25 protein-coding genes are annotated in these 23209 nt (G+C 29.7%); 2 read left to right on the top strand and 23 right to left on the bottom strand.

Annotated elements, in window-relative coordinates; translation table 11 throughout:
* Positions 1–9: 9 nt before the first annotated feature.
* The gene (locus tag ACO6OL_RS03605; RefSeq protein ID WP_485502160.1) at positions 10–768 is read right to left on the bottom strand and encodes a hypothetical protein; all 759 of its coding nucleotides are present in this window, start codon (positions 766–768) and stop codon (positions 10–12) included.
* Between the two features lie 6 nt (positions 769–774).
* Positions 775–1461 (bottom strand): 2,3-diphosphoglycerate-dependent phosphoglycerate mutase, encoded by a 687-nt coding sequence (gene gpmA, locus ACO6OL_RS03600; protein WP_060914713.1) that lies wholly within the window; start codon positions 1459–1461, stop codon positions 775–777.
* Positions 1462–2019: 558 nt separating this feature from the next.
* On the opposite strand from gpmA, the gene ACO6OL_RS03595 reads away from it, so the two are divergent.
* Entirely contained in the window at positions 2020–2652 is a 633-nt protein-coding gene (locus ACO6OL_RS03595; RefSeq protein ID WP_314160223.1) for a LexA family protein, read from the top strand.
* Positions 2653–2737: 85 nt separating this feature from the next.
* On the opposite strand, the gene prmC is transcribed toward ACO6OL_RS03595, so the two are convergent.
* The 12 genes from prmC to ACO6OL_RS03535 all read right to left on the bottom strand — a co-directional run bounded on the left by prmC (position 2738) and on the right by ACO6OL_RS03535 (position 14053).
* Positions 2738–3580, bottom strand: coding sequence for a peptide chain release factor N(5)-glutamine methyltransferase (gene prmC / locus ACO6OL_RS03590; protein WP_485502159.1), 843 nt, complete (start codon positions 3578–3580; stop codon positions 2738–2740).
* A complete protein-coding gene (prfA, locus tag ACO6OL_RS03585; RefSeq protein WP_003145535.1) occupies positions 3580–4668 on the bottom strand; it encodes a peptide chain release factor 1 in 1089 nt (362 codons plus the stop codon). The genes prmC and prfA overlap by 1 nt, the downstream gene beginning before the upstream one ends.
* Positions 4669–4682: 14 nt before the next feature.
* Positions 4683–5261 (bottom strand): thymidine kinase, encoded by a 579-nt coding sequence (locus ACO6OL_RS03580; RefSeq protein WP_485502158.1) that lies wholly within the window; start codon positions 5259–5261, stop codon positions 4683–4685.
* An 85-nt stretch (positions 5262–5346) separates the two neighbouring features.
* On the bottom strand, positions 5347–5592 hold the full coding sequence (locus ACO6OL_RS03575; RefSeq protein WP_003145327.1) for a type B 50S ribosomal protein L31: 246 nt from the start codon (positions 5590–5592) through the stop codon (positions 5347–5349).
* A 257-nt stretch (positions 5593–5849) separates the two neighbouring features.
* Positions 5850–6686, bottom strand: a complete 837-nt coding sequence (locus ACO6OL_RS03570; protein ID WP_485502157.1) for an amino acid ABC transporter substrate-binding protein — start codon at positions 6684–6686, stop codon at positions 5850–5852.
* A gap of 11 nt (positions 6687–6697) precedes the next feature.
* Positions 6698–7327, bottom strand: a complete 630-nt coding sequence (locus ACO6OL_RS03565; protein ID WP_314160220.1) for an amino acid ABC transporter ATP-binding protein — start codon at positions 7325–7327, stop codon at positions 6698–6700.
* Positions 7328–7330: 3 nt separating this feature from the next.
* The gene (locus ACO6OL_RS03560) at positions 7331–7975 is read right to left on the bottom strand and encodes an amino acid ABC transporter permease (RefSeq protein ID WP_485502156.1); all 645 of its coding nucleotides are present in this window, start codon (positions 7973–7975) and stop codon (positions 7331–7333) included.
* A 135-nt stretch (positions 7976–8110) separates the two neighbouring features.
* The gene (gene rpsP, locus ACO6OL_RS03555) at positions 8111–8383 is read right to left on the bottom strand and encodes a 30S ribosomal protein S16 (protein WP_003145074.1); all 273 of its coding nucleotides are present in this window, start codon (positions 8381–8383) and stop codon (positions 8111–8113) included.
* Between the two features lie 447 nt (positions 8384–8830).
* Entirely contained in the window at positions 8831–9427 is a 597-nt protein-coding gene (gene yihA / locus ACO6OL_RS03550; RefSeq protein WP_485489606.1) for a ribosome biogenesis GTP-binding protein YihA/YsxC, read from the bottom strand.
* Positions 9428–9429: 2 nt separating this feature from the next.
* A complete protein-coding gene (gene lon, locus ACO6OL_RS03545) occupies positions 9430–11727 on the bottom strand; it encodes an endopeptidase La (RefSeq protein WP_485502155.1) in 2298 nt (765 codons plus the stop codon).
* Positions 11728–11749: 22 nt separating this feature from the next.
* Positions 11750–12958, bottom strand: a complete 1209-nt coding sequence (gene clpX / locus ACO6OL_RS03540; protein WP_314160216.1) for an ATP-dependent Clp protease ATP-binding subunit ClpX — start codon at positions 12956–12958, stop codon at positions 11750–11752.
* A 243-nt stretch (positions 12959–13201) separates the two neighbouring features.
* Positions 13202–14053 carry a CPBP family intramembrane glutamic endopeptidase gene (locus ACO6OL_RS03535; RefSeq protein ID WP_485502154.1) on the bottom strand — a complete coding sequence of 284 codons (852 nt, stop codon included), beginning with the start codon at positions 14051–14053 and terminating at the stop codon, positions 13202–13204.
* Between the two features lie 146 nt (positions 14054–14199).
* On the opposite strand from ACO6OL_RS03535, the gene ACO6OL_RS03530 reads away from it, so the two are divergent.
* On the top strand, positions 14200–15441 hold the full coding sequence (locus ACO6OL_RS03530; RefSeq protein WP_485502153.1) for an aminotransferase class I/II-fold pyridoxal phosphate-dependent enzyme: 1242 nt from the start codon (positions 14200–14202) through the stop codon (positions 15439–15441).
* A 255-nt stretch (positions 15442–15696) separates the two neighbouring features.
* Here the strand turns inward: ACO6OL_RS03530 and ACO6OL_RS03525 are convergent, their stop codons facing one another.
* The 9 genes from ACO6OL_RS03525 to ACO6OL_RS03485 form a co-directional block, all read right to left on the bottom strand.
* Positions 15697–16431, bottom strand: coding sequence for a type 1 glutamine amidotransferase (locus ACO6OL_RS03525; protein WP_485502152.1), 735 nt, complete (start codon positions 16429–16431; stop codon positions 15697–15699).
* Positions 16432–16435: 4 nt separating this feature from the next.
* On the bottom strand, positions 16436–17737 hold the full coding sequence (locus ACO6OL_RS03520; RefSeq protein WP_485502151.1) for a MurT ligase domain-containing protein: 1302 nt from the start codon (positions 17735–17737) through the stop codon (positions 16436–16438).
* An 11-nt stretch (positions 17738–17748) separates the two neighbouring features.
* Positions 17749–18465: a response regulator transcription factor gene (locus ACO6OL_RS03515; RefSeq protein WP_314160211.1), complete on the bottom strand. Its 717-nt coding sequence runs from the start codon at positions 18463–18465 to the stop codon at positions 17749–17751.
* 21 nt (positions 18466–18486) lie between these two features.
* Entirely contained in the window at positions 18487–19218 is a 732-nt protein-coding gene (locus tag ACO6OL_RS03510) for a pseudouridine synthase (RefSeq protein WP_485502150.1), read from the bottom strand.
* A gap of 9 nt (positions 19219–19227) precedes the next feature.
* Positions 19228–19776, bottom strand: a complete 549-nt coding sequence (gene scpB / locus ACO6OL_RS03505; RefSeq protein WP_485502149.1) for an SMC-Scp complex subunit ScpB — start codon at positions 19774–19776, stop codon at positions 19228–19230.
* Between the two features lies 1 nt (position 19777).
* A complete protein-coding gene (locus ACO6OL_RS03500; protein ID WP_314160208.1) occupies positions 19778–20479 on the bottom strand; it encodes a segregation and condensation protein A in 702 nt (233 codons plus the stop codon).
* 12 nt (positions 20480–20491) lie between these two features.
* Entirely contained in the window at positions 20492–21391 is a 900-nt protein-coding gene (locus tag ACO6OL_RS03495; RefSeq protein ID WP_314160207.1) for a tyrosine-type recombinase/integrase, read from the bottom strand.
* Between the two features lie 174 nt (positions 21392–21565).
* Positions 21566–22270, bottom strand: coding sequence for a YoaK family protein (locus tag ACO6OL_RS03490; protein ID WP_485489613.1), 705 nt, complete (start codon positions 22268–22270; stop codon positions 21566–21568).
* 27 nt (positions 22271–22297) lie between these two features.
* Positions 22298–23182 (bottom strand): NUDIX hydrolase, encoded by an 885-nt coding sequence (locus ACO6OL_RS03485; RefSeq protein WP_485502148.1) that lies wholly within the window; start codon positions 23180–23182, stop codon positions 22298–22300.
* Positions 23183–23209: the final 27 nt, after the last annotated feature.

Raw genomic sequence — 23209 nt, 5'->3', positions numbered from 1 at the left:
TTATTGTATTTACATTGCTACAAGATCACGTGCAATCTTATCTATATCATTAATATTTAAGAAAGCAGCATCTATTGCAGTACCTTTCTTGCTTTCTACTGAAGAATTTACAGCACTCACTACATTTTTAGTTAAAACTTCTAAACGTGTAAGTTTTTGCTTAACATCATCTAATTTTGCATATTCAATATTCTCATTAGATAACGATTTGATAGTTAACATTGAAGAATTTATCTTCTCTGTCACTTCTTTGAACTTATCAACTTTATCTCCTAAAGAACGCCCTTTATCAAGATCAGTTTGAATAGTTCCGGCTAATTCATCGAAACTAATTAACTCTTTAGAAAATGCATTTAATTTATTTTTCATAAAATCTTTTGAATATTTCTTATTAGAAATTTCAAAACTCTTATTAGCACTATCTTTAACACTAAATGTTACACTATTATTGTTTTTAGTAACAATTACAATATTGAAGTCTTTATTATTAAATTCGTTTGAATTAATACCCTCGATATTAATTGCTTTCCCATTAAAACCATTTAATTTCAATGATTTTAACAGTGCATCAAAACCTTCTTTACTTATTACTTCATCATTAGTTGAAATAACTAATTTATTATCTTTTTTATTAAATTCTGTTTTTTCTAGCTGGCTTATTGAAACAGAATTAGTAAGATTTTGTAATTGTTCAGTAGAAATATCTCCTTTAGAACTACAACCTTGCAAAATTAGCAAGGTTGTCAGTAATATTATCAGCTTTTTCATTACTTATTAGAATAATTCTGGTGCTGAGATAATGTTTAAGTTTTCGTCGATTTCAAATACTAATGGAGTACCAGTTGGTAAGTTAAGATCTAAGATTTGTTCGTCTGAGATGTTTAATAAGTATTTGATTAACGCTCTTAAACTGTTACCATGAGCAGAGATAAGTACGTTTTTACCAGCTTTAATTTGTTTAGAAATATCGCTTTCCCAGTATGGTAATACACGATCAATAGTAAGTTTTAAGCTTTCTCCTGTTGGGATTTCTCCTTCTGGAATTTCTTTATATCTATCGATGTTTCCTGGGTACATGTCGCTAGATTTATCTAACGCAGGAGGTGCTACGTCAAAACTTCTTCTCCAGATGTGAACTTGTTCGTCACCATATTTTTCAGCTGTTTCAGCTTTGTTAAGACCTTGTAAAGCTCCATAGTGTCTTTCGTTTAATCTCCAGCTTTTGTGTACTGGAATCCATAATAAATCTAATTCTTCTAAGAATAAGTTTAGAGTTTTGATAGCACGTTTTTGGTATGAAGTGTAAGCTACATCAAAAGTAAGACCTAATTCTTTAAGAGTTTGTCCACCTTTAATAGCTTCTTGTCTACCTTTATCAGTGATATCTACATCAACCCATCCAGTAAATCTGTTTTCAAGGTTCCATTGGCTTTCACCATGTCTAGTTAATACTAATTTCATTTAAGAAATCCTCCTAGTTTTGTTATTATATTTTTATTATACAATATTTTCTAGTATTAGTACATAGTTTTTATGTGAAAAACACAATTGAAAACGTTATAACTACAAGATGTAGTTCAAATATTTATGTTGTAGTATTTACTGATATATATTAGTATATAAAAATAAGATTAGGCTCTAATTACAGTACACCTAATCTTAAAGTAGTAAACAATATTTTTTTATCATAATAACCTTTAGAACAGAAAATGTTTATATTAATACACTTTACGGTTCAACTTTCCTCTTTTTACAATTTTTAATTTATTAGTTTCAAAAAATGTAAATACTTTTGCCAATAAAACTAGTATAATTATCCAATATATAAACATAAAATTACCTTCTTTCTTTTTATACGTAAAACTTAATTTCTTATCGTACTTATATAATAACATACGGAAAACCGAAAATCAAGTAAAAAATTCATATTTCTTAATTTTTTTTATAAAGTTACTTGATTTTATATACGGTTTACTTTATAATTTATATATAGATAAAAAAAAGATTGGAAAAAATATTATGACTACAACATTTAGTATCAGATTTAAACAATGTTTAAAAGAAAAGAATATAAAGCAAGCTGAACTTGCTCGTTCTACTAATATTACTCCATCATCAATTAGCGATTGGTCTAAAGGTAAATATACTCCAAAAAGAGATAAGCTTATTGTTTTAGCTGAATATTTATCGGTTAATCCAGATTGGCTTGTCGGCGACAGTGATACAATGGATATCGAAACTCCTAAAGAAAAGTTATTTAACACAGAAGATTTTTCCGATGATGTTTCAAAGTTACCTATTCTTGGAACTATCTGTGCCGGTGATGGTGTTTATATTGAAGAGGAATATGATGAGCATATTTTCATAGATCAAGGAATGAGAGCTGATTTTGCACTAAGAGTAAAGGGAGATAGTATGATTGAAGCTGGTATTTTTGATGGCGATTTAGTATTTATCCGTCAGCAAAGTTCAGTTAGAAACGGAAAAATTGCTGCTGTTCGTTTAACTGAATGGAATGAAGCTTCTTTAAAGAAAATATTCGTTAAAAATGACAATGTAATTCTTTATCCTTGCAATCCTGATTATGAGCCTATTGTTACGCGTAACGTAGAAATAATTGGAGAATGCGTTGGTGTATATAGGGAACTTTAATTTTTTGATTTTAAACAGATTATTTACGACAAAAAAACGAGAGTTTGATAACTTAGATACTTTTTCTAAGTAACTCTCGCTTTTTTTATTTACGAACTAAAAATGCCATTCTATCTCTATTATTAATATCTTTATAGACTTGTGCTAAATAACCATTTTTCTTAGATAGCTTTATTATCTTATCCTTTTGATCATAACCAATCTCGAAGAACATTACGCCATTTTCTTTTAGATAGTCTTTAGCTTGTTCTATAATTTTTCTATAAAAGTACATCCCCTCTTCTTCAGCAAATAAAGCAAGATGTGGATCATAGTTCAGTACATTTTCTTTCATAGTCACTTCATCTTTGCGGTCAATATAAGGAGGATTAGAAACAATAATATCAAATCTATCATCAATATTATTAAAAATATCCGATTGTATAAATCTAACATCAGTATCATGATATTGTGCATTTTCTTTTGCAACTTCTATAGCTTCTTCACTAATATCACTAGCTACGACATCAATCAAGATTTCATCTAGTTCTTTTTTTAATGTAATAGCAATAATACCACTTCCTGTACAAAGATCTAGAATCTTCAAATTATTTTTATTAGTCGCTTTTACATATTCAATTACTTTATATATAAGCTCCTCAGTCTCCATCCTCGGTGATAAGACATCTTTCGTAACTTTAAATTTCCTATCATAAAAATATTCAAAACCTACTAAATGGCTTAATGGAACATCTTCTTTAATGTGTTTTTCAATCAGAGAAAAATATTTTTCTTCATTTTCTTTAGACATTTGCTCTGACATGCAATTCGAGAATAACTGCGGACTTTCGTCTAGCATGTACATTAGTAAAAATCTAGCCAAAGATTCTTCTTTTCCTTGTCTTCTTAAAAGAAGACAAGCTTTTGTTATAGCTTGCCTTCTGTTCATTATAGTTCTTCACCTTTATTAAGTTCTGCCATTTTCTCAGCTTGTTCAGCAATACGAAGTGCTTCTAAAACTTCATCAAGTTTACCTTCCATAATTTGGTCTAGTTTTTGAATAGTTAAACCAATTCTATGATCAGTAACACGGTTTTGAGGATAGTTATATGTTCTAATACGTTCAGAACGGTCCCCAGTACCAACTTTAGATTTACGTTCAGCATCGAACTTAGCTTGTTCTTCTTGTTGGTATTTATCATATACACGAGCACGTAGTACTTTCATAGCTTTCTCTTTATTCTTAATCTGTGAACGTTCATCCTGCATAGAAACTACAACCCCTGTAGGAATGTGAGTTAAACGTACAGCTGACATAGTTGTATTAACCGATTGACCTCCAGCACCACTTGATGCAAATGTATCAACACGGATATCATTTTCATTAATATCGATTTCAATCTCTTCGGCTTCTGGTAATACTACTACTGTTGCAGTTGAAGTGTGGATACGTCCACTTGATTCTGTTGTAGGAACACGTTGTACGCGGTGTGCTCCACTTTCGAATTTCATCTTAGAGTAAACATCTTCACCTGAAATAATAAAGATTGCTTCTTTAATACCACCGATTCCAGTTTCTGAACGTTCTAGTACATCAACTTTCCATCCTTGAGATTCAGCAAATCTAGTGTACATACGTAATAAATCACCTGCGAATAATTGTGCTTCATCACCACCTGCTGCTCCACGAACCTCAACAACAACGTTTTTACCATCGTTAGGATCTTTTGGTAATAATAGAATTTTCAATTCTTCTTCCATAGGTGCAAGAGTTGGTTCTAATTCTTTAATCTCCTCTTGCATCATTTCTTTCATTTCTTTATCTTCTTCTATTTCAAGAAGTTCTTTTGTATCTTTAATTTGTTGAACTATATCTTTATATTCTCTAAATACAGCTACTGTTTTTTCTATAGAGCGTTGTTCTTTTGAATATTCCATAAGTTTCTTTGTATCACTAACAACATCTGGATCACTAAGTAATTCGTTTAACTTTTCATAACGCTCTTCAACTATCTCAAGTTGTCCAAAAATTTCCATTTGTTCCTCCTAATTTATCTCTTAATTTCATGACAATGACGGCATCTAGCTTCATATGATTCACTAGCTCCAATAACTACGATTGGATCATCATACTTAGCAGGTTCACCATTTATCAACCTTTGACTTCTACTTGCTTCTTTTCCACATTTATTGCACACAGCATGAAGTTTAGTTACCATCTCACTAATAGCCATAATCTCAGGCATTGGATGAAATGGCTCTGCTTTGAAATCCATATCTAAACCTGCAACAATAACACGAATTCCATCATCAGCAAGCTTATTTATAACTTCAACAATTTTATCGTCAAAGAACTGTACTTCGTCAATTCCTATGATATCATATTTTTTATCATTTATATAGTCATAAATCTGCTCTGCTTTATCAATATTTACAGATTCATAACTATTTCCATTATGAGTAGAGATTTTATTCTCTTCGTATCTATTATCTATAGACGGTTTAAATAGAAGCACATTTTGTTTAGCAATTACTCCACGTTTTATACGTCTAAGTAACTCTTCTGACTTCCCAGAAAACATACTACCACAAATACATTCTATCCATCCGAATTTTCTATTTTCTATCATTACATATCCCCTCGGGTTTATATTATACAATTACTAATAGAATAAAAACAGACAATCCAATAAAGAAATGTCTGTTTTATTTTTCTTACTTGATACCGTATTTTTTGTTGAAACGTTCGATACGACCATCTGCTTGAGCGAATCTTTGACGCCCTGTGTAGAATGGGTGTGTATCTGAAGAGATCTCAACTTTTAATAATGGGTATGTATTTCCATCTTCCCACTCAATAGTTTCTTTAGATGGTTTAGTTGAACCACTTAAAAATTTGAAACCACTAGTAGTATCCATGAATACAACTTTACGGTAATCTGGGTGAATTCCTTCTCTCATTATTATCGTCTCCTTCTGCCCTGAACGCTTTTAATACGAACAGAGTTATTTTTCAGTGAGTTAATCACATACCTACTTATTATAAATAATATTCTAAAAAAAATCAAGTACTTTTACTAATATTTGTAAACTTTTTTTGTTGACAGCTATTACTTCTTCTACCTTTTAAATTTTATCCCTAATTTTCTTATTTACATGTTTACACTAAAAGGAGGCTTACTATTTAAATTCTTTTCAATAGCTTGCCTCCAAATAATTTATTTACTTTTTACTTCTTCAGTTGCAACATCTTCTCCGAACCATTTCTCAGAAATTTTTTGGAATGCTCCCTCTTTATACATCTCATAAAATGCTTCATTAATTTTATTAACAAGTGTTACATCTGCTTTTCTTGCTCCAACTGCAAAGGCCTCACTATCAAACCCAGCATTTAAAATATCAAAATCATTTAATTTGTTTTGTTGTTTTAAATAATAGTTCGCATATACTCTATCGATTAACAATGCATCTATTCTATCATTTTCTAAGTCAATTAAAGCCTCATTAAAACTCTCATATTGAGTTGCATCATTATTCTTCACAATATTTTTAAGAACTTCTGGATTCTCATTAAAAGTATCATATCCAGATGAACCGTTTTGGGCACCTAGAACTTTATCTTTTAAGTCACTTAAATTTTTAATATTTTTAGATTTTTTTACTACTATGACCTGTTCATTAACCATATACTGTTTAGTAAATTGAACAACAGCCTCTCTTTCTGTAGTTTTAGAATAACCATTCCAAATTAAATCAATATTTCCATTTTTTAATTCAGTTTCTTTTAAATCCCAGTTAATAGCCTGCCACTGTACCTTAATTCCATACTTTTCAAAAACTGTATTCGCTAAATCTATATCAAAACCTATATTTTTACCACTTTTATCTTGGAATCCCATCGGTACAAATGTGTTATCAAAACCAATAATAATCTTCTTATCTGTTTGAAAATCATTCCAATTATCTTTTTTTGGTTTATCTTTTCCTCCTGAGGCACATGCAGTAACTATTAGAACGGTAATAATAAGTGTAATAAGGAATTTTAACTTTCTCATTTAATCACCTCTTATCTTGGTTCTACTTTCACAATACTATCCGCTATATTTTCAGCAAATTGTAAATCGTGAGTTACAACAATTTGTGTAATACCTAATTCTCTGTTCTTAAGTATTAATTTTTCAACTTCTAATCTTAACTCAGGATCTAATGCACTCGTTGGTTCGTCATAACCTATAATTTTTGGTTCTATCATCATAGCTCGAGCTAAAGCAACCCTTTGTTTTTGACCTCCTGATAATGAAGTCGGATAATTATTAATCTGCTTTTCTAACCCTAGCTTCTCTAGTAACTCAACAGCCTTTTTCTCTGCAACATTTTTTGCCATATTCATAGTTTTAATTGGAGATAAAACTAAATTTTCTAGAACAGTAAGATGAGGAAATAACTGAAAATCTTGGAATACAAAACCTAAAAGATTTCTTTTTTCCAATTCGTCTATTGGAAGTGGTGCACCGTTATAAATAATCTCGCCTGAATCAATTTTTTCAAGACCGGCTAACATTCTTAATAAAGTAGTCTTACCGCCACCAGAAGGTCCTACTATTGCTAAAATCTTATTCTCTTCAACTGTTAAATTAAAATCCGATAGTATTTGTCGATCTTTGAATTTTTTACTAATATTTTTTAATTCTAACATAAGTTACCTCCTATCATAATTATAACGTTTCTCTACTTGTTTAGATACAAGCGTTACTACCCCTATTAAAATCAGATAAATAGCTCCTGCAACAAACATTGGTAATAAACTAGCATCCCTATTGGCTGCTGTTCTACTTGCTAATATTAAATCACTAATACCTAATGCATACACTAATGATGTATCTTTAACAAGACTCATTATCTCATTAAATACACTAGGTAGAACTATTTTAACTACTTGCGGTAATATAACGTATCTAATTGTTTGAAACTGAGTAAATTTCAATACCTTTGCTGCTTCATATTGACCTTTTGGTATCGATTCAATACCTCCACGGAAAATTTCAGCAAAATAAGCTGCATAGTTCAATGTAAATGCTATTATAGCCGCTGGAAGTCTATCGAAACGTATTCCTACAGATGGTAATACATAGTAGATAAAGATCAACTGCAATAATAATGGCGTTCCACGCATAATCCATATATAGATATTAATAAAATAATTTAATAATTTTATATTAAAACGCATTATAAAAGCAACAACAACCCCTAACGGTATAGACAAAACTAATACTAGAAAAAATACTTCTAGTGTTATAAGAGCACCGTTCATTAAACTAGGTAATATTTCTATTAAATATTCCATATATTATCCTCCTATTATATTATATTTCAACCTCACCCTACAGCCATGTAGTCGGATATTATTTAAAATTTTACTATATTATAACACAATTCCAAACAAACAAAAACCCCTTATTTTACTAAGGGGCTAAATATCTTATTTATTTAATTTTGAATCGTGGAATTTTTTCATAATTCCTTCTTTTGATAATAAACTTCTAACTGTGTCAGAAGGTTGAGCTCCATTACCTAACCATTTTAATGCTAACTCTTCATCGATTTTAACTTCTGCTGGTTCTTTAACAGCATTGTAAGTACCGATAGTTTCGATAGAACGTCCATCACGTGGAGATCTTGAATCAGCAACAACGATACGGTAGAAAGGTGATTTTTTAGCACCTAATCTTTTTAAACGGATTTTTACTGCCATGTTTGTACTCCTTATGTTTCAACTTTTTTATTAATTTTATGTGTGTGTGTTTATGAAGTGTTTTAATGAAAAAGTTGAATCTATAACGCTAAGTTTTCTAAGCTAGATATAATTCTAACATTAAAATAAAAGTATGTCAATACTTTTCGGTGAAAAATGTCAACTTTTTTTGTTGACTCACCTAAACCTTATTATAACAGGTTTGTTTTATCATGTAAAGATAAAATATTTATAAAAATTAACCTATATTATATAGGAATAACCTAAAAATTCTAAATTTTAAAATAGGCTATATAAGAACTCATTGTTGTAGTGAGTTATTCACAGCTAAATTAGCTTCATAACAGCTTTTTAGTTATCTAATAAACTTTGAGGGAGTGACTCGACAAAATCTTGTTTCTTAAGAAATCACGATTTTCGAGCCACTCCTCACCTCTATTTCATATATTAATCTTCTAATACTTTAGCAATTTCACTAAGTACTTGCTCTTTACCTATTTTAGTAACCGAAGAAAATGGAATAATTGCCATATTATTCGTTAGGTCTAATTCTCGTTTTATAATCCCCGTATTTTTAGCCAATTCATTTTTTGATATTTTATCAATTTTTGTCATAACGATTACGAATGGAATCTCGTAGTAATTTAAAAATTCATTCATCTCAATATCATCTTGAGAAGGCTTGTGTCTACTATCAATTAAATGTAATACAAATCCAAGGTTTTCACTATTAGTAAAATACTCAACTATCATATCATATAGTTTTTCTTTTTCAGGTTTTGATAATTTTGCATATCCATATCCCGGTACGTCTACTAGAACAACTTGATTATCTACATCAAAAAAGTTTAGTGTACGAGTCTTCCCTGGTTTAGAAGAAACACGAGCATAGTTTTTTCTCTCTAAAATTGTATTAATAAATGATGATTTCCCAACGTTTGAACGACCACACATCGCAACTTCAGGCTTTTCATGTTCTGGATATTGTTTTTGCGATACCGCACTAATAAGTAGGTCAACATTATGTGTATTTAACTTTTTCATTTCTATTCTCCAAATACTATTTTAAACACTTCTTGAATATTATCTACTGTGTGAATAGTTAATTTTTCAAGAACTTCTTCAGGTATATCAATTAAATCTTTCTTATTCTTAGTTGGAATAATTATAGTATTAATATTCATTTTTTCTGAACTTAAGATTTTTTCTTTAACTCCACCTATTGGCAACACTTTACCATGTAGGGTCATTTCTCCAGTCATTGCAATATTATTATCAACTGGCTTTTTAGTTAAAGCTGAATAAACTGAAGTAGTTATTGTAATACCTGCTGATGGACCATCTTTAGGAACTGCTCCTTCTGGAACATGTAGATGTATATCAATTTCTGAGAAATTAACATCTTCAATTCCTAGTTTTGCTGCATTAGAGCGTAAGAATGAAATAGCCATTTGTGCTGATTCTTTCATAACATCCCCTAGCTTACCAGTTAGAATGATTTTCCCATTACCTTTAGAAATTCCCGTTTCTATCTCAAGTGTATCCCCACCTACAACAGTATATGCTAAACCATTAACTAAACCAATCTCAGGTTTTACATTTTTATCTTTAGCACTATATTTCTCTGGACCCGCAAATTCCTCAAGATTATTAACTCCAACCTTGATTTTTTCTTCTCCCTTAAGAACTTTTAACGCAGCTTTTCTACAAACAGAGCCAAAGACACGCTCTAAGTTCCTAACACCAGCCTCATAAGTGTATCCATTAATTATTTTATTAATAGCTTGTTTACTAAAAGTAATTTGACCTTTTTTAAGTCCATTTTCTTTAATTTGACGTGGAATTAAATACTTAGTAGCAATATTTTCCTTTTCTTTAATCGTATATGATTCAAGTTCAATAACTTCCATCCTATCTCTAAGAGGGGCTGGAATTAAACTTAAATTATTTGCAGTAGCAATAAACAGCACTTTCGATAAATCAAACGGAATATCTAAATAATGATCAACAAACTCATTATTTTGAGCTGGATCAATCACCTCAAGCATCGCAGCCGCCGGATCACCTTTTATATCAGAAGCCATCTTATCGATTTCATCAAGAAGAATTACAGGATTTTTAGTCTTAATTTTCTTCAGTGACTGAATAATTTTACCTGGTAAAGCACCTAAATATGTTCTCCTATGTCCACGAATTTCAGCTTCATCATGAACACCTCCTAGAGAAATACGTACAAAACTTCTTCCCATAGAAGCGGCAATAGACTTAGCTAATGAGCTCTTACCTACTCCCGGAGGTCCAGATAAACATAATATTGGAGAATTCATATCTTCTCTTAATTTTTTAACCGCTAAAAATTCTAAAATTCTCTCTTTTATTTTTTCTAAGCCATAGTGATCTTCATTTAGAATTTTTTCAGCATTTTGTATATCAATTTCATCATCAGTTAATGTATTCCATGGTAAAGCTACTACAGTATCTAGGTAAGTTCTAATTATAGAATGTTCCGGACTCATCACCGGTGTTTTCTCTAAACGGTCTACTTCCTTTAATAATACTGCCTTGTCTTCTTCTGATAACTCAATTGCATTAATAGCCTGACGAATTTTTTCAATATCATCATCTTCAGGTGCAATTTGTTTCAATTCATCCTGAACAACTTTCATCTGTTCTCTTAAGAAGTATTCTTTCTGTTGATTATCAATATTCTCACGTACTTTTTCATCTATCTCACGCTTATATCTATTACCAACTAAAAATGCTTCTAAACTTCTATTTAAGAAAATTGCTTTTTTCTCTAAATCTAGTAAAAACAACACTCTTTGTTTAAGAATCTTATCAATTGGGAAAAATTTAATGTTTTTATTTATAAACTTCTCCAAATCATCAGTTTTATAGTAATCAATATCAAAGTTTTCTCTTTTTAAGTAATTAAGGAAATTAGTTCTAATACTATTTAATAAAGATGTTTTATCAAATCCATTATCTACAATTTCTCTTATATTAATATCTAAATTTTCTACAATATTATTGTTATAAACGCCACTTTTAACCTCGGCTATACCGTAGCAGTGGTATTCATACTTTTTATTCTTTTTATCAATTGTAAGTTGACCATATGTCCCAAAGAAAACATTGAATCCATTACTATCAAATACATCCTCTTCAGAAAAAGAATCATCATAACTATCAATTGGTTTTCTCTTATATGTTACAAAAACTGGGATCTTATCTTTTTTTACAGTTTTTATCGTTTTTAAAAATTTTTTGTCCGTTACATCTATTGTATAAGTATTAGACGGAAAGAATAAATCTCTATTCTCTAATAAATAATATTTTGTCAAAACGAACTCCTCTCTAACCTATTTATTTTAAAATTGGTTTTGTTTTATTAATTACATTATCACGCGTTACGGTACAAGTTTTAATATCTTTTTTACTTGGAATCTCAAACATTACATCTAGTAACAACTCTTCGATAATAGAACGTAATCCACGCGCTCCTGTTTTTCTCTTAATCGATTCTTTAGCAATTTCTTCAAGAGCTTCTTTTTCAAATACTAGTTTTACTCCATCAAGTTCAAAAAGATACTCATACTGTTTAACAACAGAATTCTTAGGCTCAGTTAATACTCTAACTAAATCTTTCTCATCTAGTTCTTCTAAATAACAAACAACTGGAATACGACCGATAAATTCTGGAATCATACCAAATTTAACTAAATCTTCATGTTTAACTTTAGAAATGATATCCTCACTATCATTTAATTCCTCACTCTTAGAGAAACCAATAACTTTCTCTCCTAGACGGCGCTTAATAATTTCTTCAATACCTGAGAATGCCCCCCCAATTATGAACAGTATATTCTTAGTATTGATTTTAATCATTTCTTCCCCAGGGTGTTTTCTTCCGCCTTGCGGTGGAACGCTAGCAACAGTCCCTTCTAAAATTTTAAGAAGAGCTTGTTGAACCCCTTCTCCAGAAACATCACGTGTAATCGATACATTTTCACCTTTTTTAGCAATTTTATCAATTTCATCGATATAGATAATACCTTTTTCCGCTCTTTCTATATCGTAATTCGCACTTTGAATAAGTCGAAGAAGAATATTTTCAACATCTTCCCCTACATATCCAGCTTCTGTTAATGTAGTTGCATCAGAAATTGCAAAAGGCACATCAAGCATCTTCGCTAATGTTTGCGCTATTAATGTTTTCCCAGATCCAGTGCTACCTATTAAAGCAATATTACTTTTTTGTAATTCTATACCCTTGTTTTCTTTTGCTATTATTCTCTTATAATGATTGTAAACAGCGACCGCTACTGATTTCTTAGCTTTATCTTGGCTAATTACATACTCATTTAAATGTTCCATGATTTTTTGAGGTTCTAATAATTTAAATACCGGTTTATTTTTTGCATTTCTATAGTCAATTTCTTCATCTATGATATCTGAGCATAAATCAACGCACTCATCACAAATAAATACGTCATTCCCAGCAATCATTTTAAAAACTTCATTAGTATTTTTTCCACAAAAAGAACATCTTACTTCATCTTTCTTTTTAACCATAATTACACCTCACATTATTGAACTTTTCTTATATCTTATTATCTTTTTATTATCAAATCGATATAAAGCCCAAAAAGATACACATTATTATAACATATTCTATCTATATTTACTAGCAAATAGTACTAAAAATAATTAATATAAGAACATTTGAACTGATTGTTTTGTTGCTTTTTAGCATTAAAAACAATAAAAAATAAGATATAAAATAATAATCTTAAAATTTTATATCTTAGTCAATTTCTAATTATTTTTTGCTATTCTTCTAAACATTTTTAGATATAAGCCCATATACACCAAAAGTCCTAAAATAGCAAAGAAAACTGTAGTAATGATAGTACCTTCTATTCCATAACTTCCCCCGATTAGTATTTGTTTATCACTAATTGCCTCAACAATGAATATTGAATCAGATACCCTAATCCCACTTATATTAAACCCAAATATCACACCTGAAATACAATTCCAAAAAGCATGAAAAATTGCAATAATTAAAACATTATCAAAATACCAATATAATAATGACATTACAATTGATATTAAAAATATATTTATTAAATCTAGTTTTGATGTAGTCGGATTAGACATACGAAAAACTAGGTAAAATAACGAACTCAATATAATGGCTATCCATTTCCCTTTTTTTGCTGCTAATCTTGTCATCAAATAACCTCTAAAAACAATCTCTTCTAGAAAGCCTTGCATTAAAACTAATATTATAAGAATAATTATTATGCCAATATTTAAATCCTTAGATAACGCTAGAGATATGCTATTCGACATTAACAAAATAGTTACTACTCCTACAACATAAAATATAGCTAATCCTAATCCAGCTTTAACAGCTACTAAATTATTTTCTTTACTAAAACCAAAATAATCAAACGTTGTTTTTTCAAAATACTTCACAAAAAATAATAAAATAACAGCTGATAATATATACGAACATAAAACAGATATAATATTATAACCAACTATATTTTTAAAGATATATTCAAATAGTATACCTTGTAAAAATGAATATGCAATAATTAGTAAGAATATCGGAGTAAAATTCATTACACCTTTATTTTTTAATAAATCTATACTTTTCATTCAAATTCTCCTACCTTAATCAGATATTACTATCCTACCACAAATAACAAATTTTAGCTACGATTATAAAAATACTCTTGTTAAAATCTTTTAGTAATCAGCTATTAGTGGTATAATTAATTTATATACTAAACAGGAGGAATACTATGTCATTTTTTTCAAAATTAGGTGAAAATATTATTTTACCTCAAGATGTACTAATTCAATCAAAAGAAACAGCCGCCGTTGAAGGAGCAATTAATGCTACAATTGGTATTGCTACAGTAAACAAAAAAGCAATGGCACTACCAACAATAAACAAGGTCATAACAGAAATAAACAATTCAGAATATTTACCATATTCTCCAACACCAGGATTACCTAAAATGAGAGAATTATGGAAAGAAAAAATCTTAAAAGATAATCCTAAAATTAATGATAAATATTTATCTTTACCAATGGTAACTACAGGTATTACACAAGGTATTGATATTGCTGCAAATTTATTTAGTGAGGCGGAGGATGCTTTACTTTTACCGAATCTATTTTGGCAAAACTACGCACAAATATACACAATTAAATTAGGGAACAACATCTATAAATACAACCAATTTGATGAAAATAATAATTTTAATGTCGAAAACTTTAAAACAGCACTATATGCAATTAAAGAAGATAAAATTTCATTAATATTAAACTTTCCTAATAACCCAACAGGTTATACGCCATCAGATGAAGAATTAACTCAATTAGTTGAAGTAATTAACATTTTCGCTAAAGAGCACCCAAATAAACAACTTATCATCGTTTCTGATGATGCTTACTTCGGATTATTTTTCGAAGATAATCACAAAACTCCTACTCTTAGTGCAACATATAAACTTGCAGAAAATTCAAACTGCCTAATAGTTAAATTAGATGGAATCACTAAAGAGTTCTACAGTTGGGGGCTTCGTGTAGGTTTCATCACATATTATACAAAGGATGGCTCATTACGACTAAAACTTCAAGAAAAAACACAAGGATATTTAAGAAGCACAACATCATCGCCATCAAACTTATCACAACAAATTGCAATAAGATTACTAGACAACGAAGAATCACTTAAAGAAAAAGAAGAAAATGATAATATTATCCAAGAAAGATATAATGAACTAAAATCAGCTATCACTAAAGAACAAATAGATACTTTAGTTACAGTTTTACCTTTCAACTCTGGTTATTTCTTCACTATTAAACTACCCAGCACAATTAATGCTCATCGGTTTAGATTAAAATTCTTAAATGAATATAAATATGGAGTATATTCAATGGACGATGAACATATAAGAATAGCATTCTCATGCTTAGATAAAGAATTAATTCCTGAACTTATCACTAAGTTTAAAGAATGTATCCAACAATTTTAAAAATAAAAAAATGGGAGTGACTCAAAAATCATGATTTCGGAAAATCAATTTTGTTAAGTCACTCCCGCACAGTTTATTAGATTTCAAAAAAGCTTTTATAAAGCGATTTTTGAAATCAATAAACCACTGCGTCTATGAGTTATAATATACACTTTTTTAAAAAATTTAGGACTTTTGAGTCAGCCCCAACAAACCACTGCATTTATGAATATGAGTTTAATATAAACTTTTAAATTTAGACCTTTTATATCAGTCCTATTTCTTATTTATTTGTCTTTTCAACAGTTCGACCATATGTTTATTAGCATTCAACTCTATATCATTATTTAATTCAATAAAGTCATAAGTTCCATATTTGTTATCTAATGCAGCTTTAATTAGATAATCTGTTACATTAGGGTTCTTAGGTAAAATTGGACCATGAAGATAAGTTCCAATCAGATTATTGTATAGAATCCCTTCTTTTTTATCTTCATCATTATTTCCGTATCCAACCACTACATTTCCTAGAGTTTCATAATTGTGATATGTTCTTCCACCATGATTCTCAAACCCTACAATATTACCAAATTTTTCAGATTCAACGAGTATATTACCTATAAGACGCGGTGCATCTTTTTTTGATTCTGTGTAAAAATCTAGTATATTTAAACCTGGTAACTTATCGCCATCCACAGTTTTATAATATTCACCAAGAAATTGATAGCCACCACAAATAGTAAGAGCTGGAATCCCATCTTCAATAGCCGCCTTGAATTCATTCTTAATCTTACTAAACTGTTCAGTTGCAATGCATTGTTCCCTATCAGATCCACCGCCGATAAAAAACATATCACAATCTGTTAGTTTAACACCATCAGTAGATGTAATATTTTCAATCTCAAGATTAATTCCACGCCATTCACAACGTTTCTTTAGTGCAATCACATTTCCTATATCACCATATAAATTCAATTTATCTGGCATAAAATGATATAATTTTAAATCCATAGAATTATTTCTCCAATTCTCTTTGAGTTTCTACTAAAGCTGTGTAATTCGGAATAGCAATCGCATATTTTTCAGTATAATTTTTCAGCTTAGTAACAGCCTCTGATATATCTTCATAAACTACAATATTAGCTTCTACTTCACTATATTTTAATCTTAGAGCTAATTCCTTTGCTCGCTTTCCAGAACAAACTATATTATTAATATTTTGTCCTGCTAGTATATTGAAATCTGTATCCCATATCCATGATATATCAATTCCATCAGCACCGTTATCATTAAGGACTAATAAATAGTTTATTTCTTCCTTAATTGAGTTAGCTATAGCTAGTGATGCATTTAGCCCCGCCGGATTTTTCGCTAAATTTAATAATACTGTAGATCCATTTGCAAAACTAATACTTTGCATACGACCATTAGTAGGAGTGTATGTTCCAAGTCCATTTTTTATCTTTTCTTCAGATAACCCTAATTCTTTAAGTAATGAATAAGCTGCTAAAAGATTGTAGATATTATAATCTCCAGCTAGTTTTGTCTCTATTGCTTCTTCATTATTAATACTCATCTTAATAAAAGGTTCAACTGAAGCTCTTGTTACTTCATACTTAACGCTTTGATGTTTAAAATCACATTTAGAACAATGGTAAAATCCAAGTTGACTATAGTGAACATGATCATAAATCAACTCCATACCACAATTCGGACAGAATTTAGACTCAGAAATTCCAAAATCAGAAAACTGATATGCATCCTTTGCAATTCCAAAATAAATATTATCTTCACCATACTTAGAAAGTCTTGTAACAAATGGATCATCACTATTTAAGATTAACTGGATTTTTTCCCCTTCAAGCTGTTCTCCAATCGTCGCAATTAATGTGTCTATTTCACCAAATCTATCAATTTGATCTCTAAAGAAGTTATTGATAACAAATTTTGTTGGTGTAATATATTTCATAACACGTTTAATAGAACCTTCATCAATTTCAATAATAGCTAATTTAGTATTGTTTCTTCCCTGAATAGCAAATGTTGAGATAATACCATCTAGCATATTTGCTCCTTCAAAATTATTAATAAAGTTTTCACCAGCACTTTTTAAAGTGTGACCGATAAGATTTGATGTTGTTGTTTTCCCATTAGTCCCAGTTACAAAAACAATTTCATCAAAATCACTAGCTAATTTAGTAAGAACATTATCATTTACTTTTCTTAATACCTTACCAGGTAAATCCGTTCCCTTTTTTCCTGCTAATTTACTCGCAGTTCTAGTTAATTTTGCTAAATTTCTATAAAATGCTAGCATATATTCTCCTTTTATAGACTATTTTGTGATGTATCAAATTTATATCCTATTCCCCAAACCGTTACAATCATCTGAGCAACCTTTGGAGATATTTTATCAAATTTTTTCCTAACACGTTTAATATGAGTGTCAACAGTTCTGAGATCTGAATAAAAATCATAATCCCAAACAGCACGAAGTATTTCATTACGTTTAAATGCCTTGTCCGGTGATTTAGCTAAAAATAGTAGCAAATCGAACTCTTTAGGAGTTAACAATACTTCACTGTCATCGACAATAACTTTATGCGAATTAACATCAATGATTAACCCTGGAAAAACAAGTACATCTTTTGCATAAAGTTCTGGAGTATAAAAGACACTTCTCTTTGTACGCTGAAGAATGGCTTTAATTCTTAGCATCAGCTCTCTTGGGCTAAAAGGTTTAACAACATAATCATCTGCACCTAATTCAAACCCTTCAACTCTACTTTGTTCATCAGCTTGAGCTGACATGATTATCACCGGTGTCGCCTTAGTCTTTCTAAGTTCCGATAAAATTGATTTCCCATTCAGCATCGGTAGTTGAACATCTAGAAGCACACAAGAATAGTCCATATACTTTAATCTTTCTAAACCATCATGACCATTACTAGCTTCATCAACAATATATCCTTCTTTTTCAAGATACATAGTCAATAATTTTCTAATTCTTTCCTCGTCATCTATTATTAATACTCTCTCTGCCACTATACATCACTTCCTAATTATTTACTTCTCTCCATTTTTAGCCTTATTAATAAGTCTTTTTACTTCATGAATTGTAAGAGGTCTATACTCACCCTTTTTTAGCCCTTCTAAAGTTAAATCTTCTATAGATTCACGTTTTAATTTAATCACCTCATAACCTAATACTTCAAACATTCTTCTTACTTGGCGATTTTTCCCTTCATGAATTGTTAATCTCACTAGTGTATTTCCACTCTTATTTTTATTTTTAACAATATTAACTTCCGCTTTAGCAGTTTTATAATTATCGATTCTAACCCCATTACGAAGTATTCTCAGATGATTATCTTCTAATTTTCCATTAATTTTTGCAACATATGTCTTTTTAATTTTATGCTTAGGGTGTGTTACTAAATTAATAAACTCACCGTCATTTGACATAATAAGTGCACCTGAAGTATCGTAGTCTAATCTTCCTACAGGTACTACACGTTCATTAACATTTTCAAAAAAGTCTTTTACACATGTACGATCTTTTTCATCAGACATAGATGTAATTACTTTTTCTGGTTTATAGAATAAGTAATATCTCTTGTTTTCTTTTAATAATCGGACTCCTTCTACGATAATAATGTCACTCGGTTCCGCTTTAGCTCCTAATTCTTTTACAACTTCACCATTGACACTCACTTTTCCATCAAGAATAAGTTGTTCAGCCTTTCTTCGTGATGTATACCCTGATGCCGCTATTAATTTTTGCAGTCTTTCTGCCATCTCGTCCTCCTAATTTTGTAAAAATTTATTTATTTCTTCACTAGTAACAATTTCTGATTTAGGTAATTGTTCCAGACTTTCTAATCCAAAAACATCTAAAAATATATCAGTTGTTTCATATAGCTTCGGCTTACCAATAGTATCTAATGTTTTATTAGATACTATAAGTTCCTTACTAACAAGAGAGTGTAATATAGAATCACTACTTACACCCCTTATTTTATCGATTTGAACTTTTGTTATCGGTTGATTATATGCGATAATTGCTAAAGTCTCCAAAGAAGCTTTGGATAACTTAACAAGATTCTTAGATATTACAGCTTTTTTTATTACCTCAGCCATCTCATCTCTTAATAACATTTTGTAAGTTGTACCAAATTTCTTAATTATTAGCGAATTATTAGCATTATTATACTCTTCACAAAATACATTTAGCATATTTTCAGCTTCATGAGGCTCAACTTCTATAAAAGTAGAAAAATATTCAATATTAAGTCCATCTTCACCTTTCATAAAAAGCAAAGCCTCAATTATTTTTTTTATTTCATCTAATAGCATATTAATTTTCCTTCGATTTATATTCTAGAATGATTTCACTATCTTTGTCAACACATAGCAATTCCTGATCTTTAATCATCGCTAATATCCCCATAAAAACCAAAACAACTTCATTCTTTTGCGAATATGACTTAATCAACTCGAAAAATGACATATTTCTTCTGTTTTTAAACTTATTAACTAGTTCTTCTTTCACTTGTTCAAATGAAACTTCTCTGCGATAACTTACCAATGACACATCATTTTCTTTATCTTCAAGAGACCTAAGAATATTCTCCATAGCTTGTAACAACTTCGAAGAAGGCATTCTTAGTGTTTCTATACTACCCTCTACTTCAATATTTACACTTTCTTTATCTAAGAACTGTGCTCTAATTTTTTGAAGATTATCAAGTTTTTCGCTAAGTTCCTTGTAATTTTTATAATCAAGAAGCTGCTGAACCAAATCTTCTTCGTCTTCTATAGTTTCATCTTCAAACTTAGGAAGTAAATTTTTACTCTTTATGTGTAATAGTGTTGCTGCCATTACAATATATTCCTCTGCATTTTCTAATGAAAATTCTTCGCTATTATTTATATATTCCAAATAACTCTCTGTTAGACGAGCTATAGGTATATTATAAATATCTATCTCCATTTTTTCAATCAAATGCAAAAGCAAATCAAGTGGGCCTTGAAAAACCTCTAAGTTAACATTATACATTTATTTTATCCTTTAATTAATCGTTTTTCTTGGATGATTCGTCATCATTCTTTTCGATTTATTTCCCTCCAAACTAGAGAAATATAGTTTTAAACTATTAATATTTTTTAAACCTAATAACTCTTGAACTTCTTCTGCAGGCACCTTATCTTCAAGCAGATGAATAGCAAGAGAGTTTCTAAAATTCATAGTATTTAGTTCTTTTGTTAATCCTAAATCTTGTTGACGTTTTTTGAATATTTTCCAAAAGCCTTGACGACTAATACCTTCACCGTCATGATTCAAGAACAATTTACTATCATCTTTGATTTTTGGGTATTCTTTTTTCAACTCTACTATATAATTTTCAATAGCTTCAACTGATTCTCTATTAAGTGCTATTGTTCTATAGCCTTCTTTTTTTCTATATTTTAAATATCCGATAGTAGTATTAATATCTTTAAGTTCTAGATTAATACACTCTGTTGGTTTAATTCCAATAGAATAAGATAATTCAAAAATAGCTTTGTCTCTATACCCCATTAAATTGTTCGTTTTCACATCTAGAATTTTAGCAATTTCTTGTCTTGTGAAAATCACTAAATCATGATGATCTTCTTTATCGATATGAACTTCTATATTTACTCTATTTGGAATAATCTTTTCAATCCATAAATACTCCACAAAGATGTGAACAGTCGAAATAGTTCTTGATAAAGTTGCAGAAGAATAATCCTTATCTTTAAGGTAATCAATGTATCTAGATACAAATTCTTCATTTAACCAAGAATAATCTTCAGTAGAATACCCTTTTTCCGCTAAATATAAAAAGATTTTTTTCAAATCCCTATCGTACGAATTAATAGTGTTAGTAGAAAACTCTTTTCTATTTAACAAATATTCATTGAATTTTTTTAATACTGTTTCACTCATAAAAATACCCCCTTAGTATTAAAATTACCCTAATTTTTATCTCTATATTGATTATAACATCTATAAAACTTTATGTAAATGCATTTATAACAATTTTTATTTAAATATAAAAATTTCAAGACGTTTATAAAAGTTAATAACTAATATCTAAAATCGCCTTGAAATTTTATTATTTTATATTTTTTTTCTCCCAAACTTATGATAAATAGTAGTAACCAAAAATAAGTTAATACATATAATAATCAGTGGTACAAAAATCGCCTTATGCAAGAAAATCTTTGACATTGCAGCCCCTAAAACTACCCCCGATAAGAACACCGAGATAACCGTAGAATAAATCGCAAGAGGAGTTTTACTTTCTTTTTTCTTCAAAACAACATACTTATATAAATGCTCGCTCATAGAGCGCAGATTCCCTGTGCAAAATACACTTGCAAAAACTAAATTATTTACTTTTCTAAAACCATCAAACTGAATTGCACAGATAAATGATATTACAATGGGTCTAATATCTACACCTAAATATTGATGTTTAAATAATATAACCAACAAAGCAAATATTTGTGTAAGCAATAACATATATATGTGTTTAAATATAGATAATTCTTTATACTTCGTTTCGATATGTTTACTCACCAATACTCCTACTATAAAAGATAATATCGGTATTGAATAATGTAAAACCTCTCGAAAGTTTCCTTCAATTAAGTCTATACCTACAAAAATTAAATTTCCTGTCTGCGCATTAGCAAAAATACCATCACAGTTAACAAATGTATAAGCATCGAAAAAACCTCCAACCGCAGTTAACAACAAACAAAACATGAGTTGCTCATGTACGGGAAGATTTTTATTTATTAAAGTCTCTCGTAAATTCATATTTTTAAAACCATCTCCTAAAATATATTAATCAAATATAGTATCCCATTTTTCAGGATTTTTATAACATTCAAAACACGTTTCCAATTGTTTTTTCGTAGTTCTAGTTAATGATAATTCCGGTAATTCATCTAACGAATAGAACTCGGCACCTAAAGTTTCCGTATTCTCATGAAAATTATGAGAAATATATTCACATAAGACAAATATTTTCACCATACCAAATGGAAAATTAACGTGATGATGTCTATTATAATCAAGAACTGCTACTACTTTTTGCGGTTTAACCACAGCACCTGCTTCCTCGCTTGCTTCTTTTATAACATTTTCTCTAATACTCATATTCACATCCTGATACCCACCTGGCAACGCCCATTTCCCATCAAATTGCTCCCTAACCAACAGTATCTTATTATCCTTAATTATCGCCGCTCTAGTTTCAACTTTTGGTGTTTGATATCCTATTTCACCAGCAAAATCTATTTTTATCTTGTCAATAGGTAAATCATATTTGAATGCTAACATCTCACATGCGATTTCTCTAATTCTTTCAGAGCGTTCTCTATCAAACCTATCCTTACTATACGCTAAACTGCACTGTGCTAAAAACTGCAATTCCTGTGCCCATTTTTTCCAAACATCGTTTTTTATAACATTTACTATATCTTCTATGTTTTTAATAAAAATTGAATTTTTTACATCTAAAAAATCATATTCATCACTCAATAAAAATACATTTATTAACTTATCACTAAGTTTTTCTTTATCATTAGTTAAATACAATGCATTTCTATCGGCAATATTTGAGTCTTCTATAAAACTAAAAGGTATAGAATAATCATTAAATACACTCCTAATTTCATCAGTTATTAAATTTTCAATATTATTATCTATGTATACTTTTTGGTACATTGGTAACCTCCATAACGTTGTATATAT

The sequence above is a fragment of the Gemella sp. genome (genome assembly GCF_057272915.1).
The sequence above is the reverse complement of the archived record's forward strand: the minus strand, read 5'-3'. Positions and strand labels throughout refer to the sequence as shown.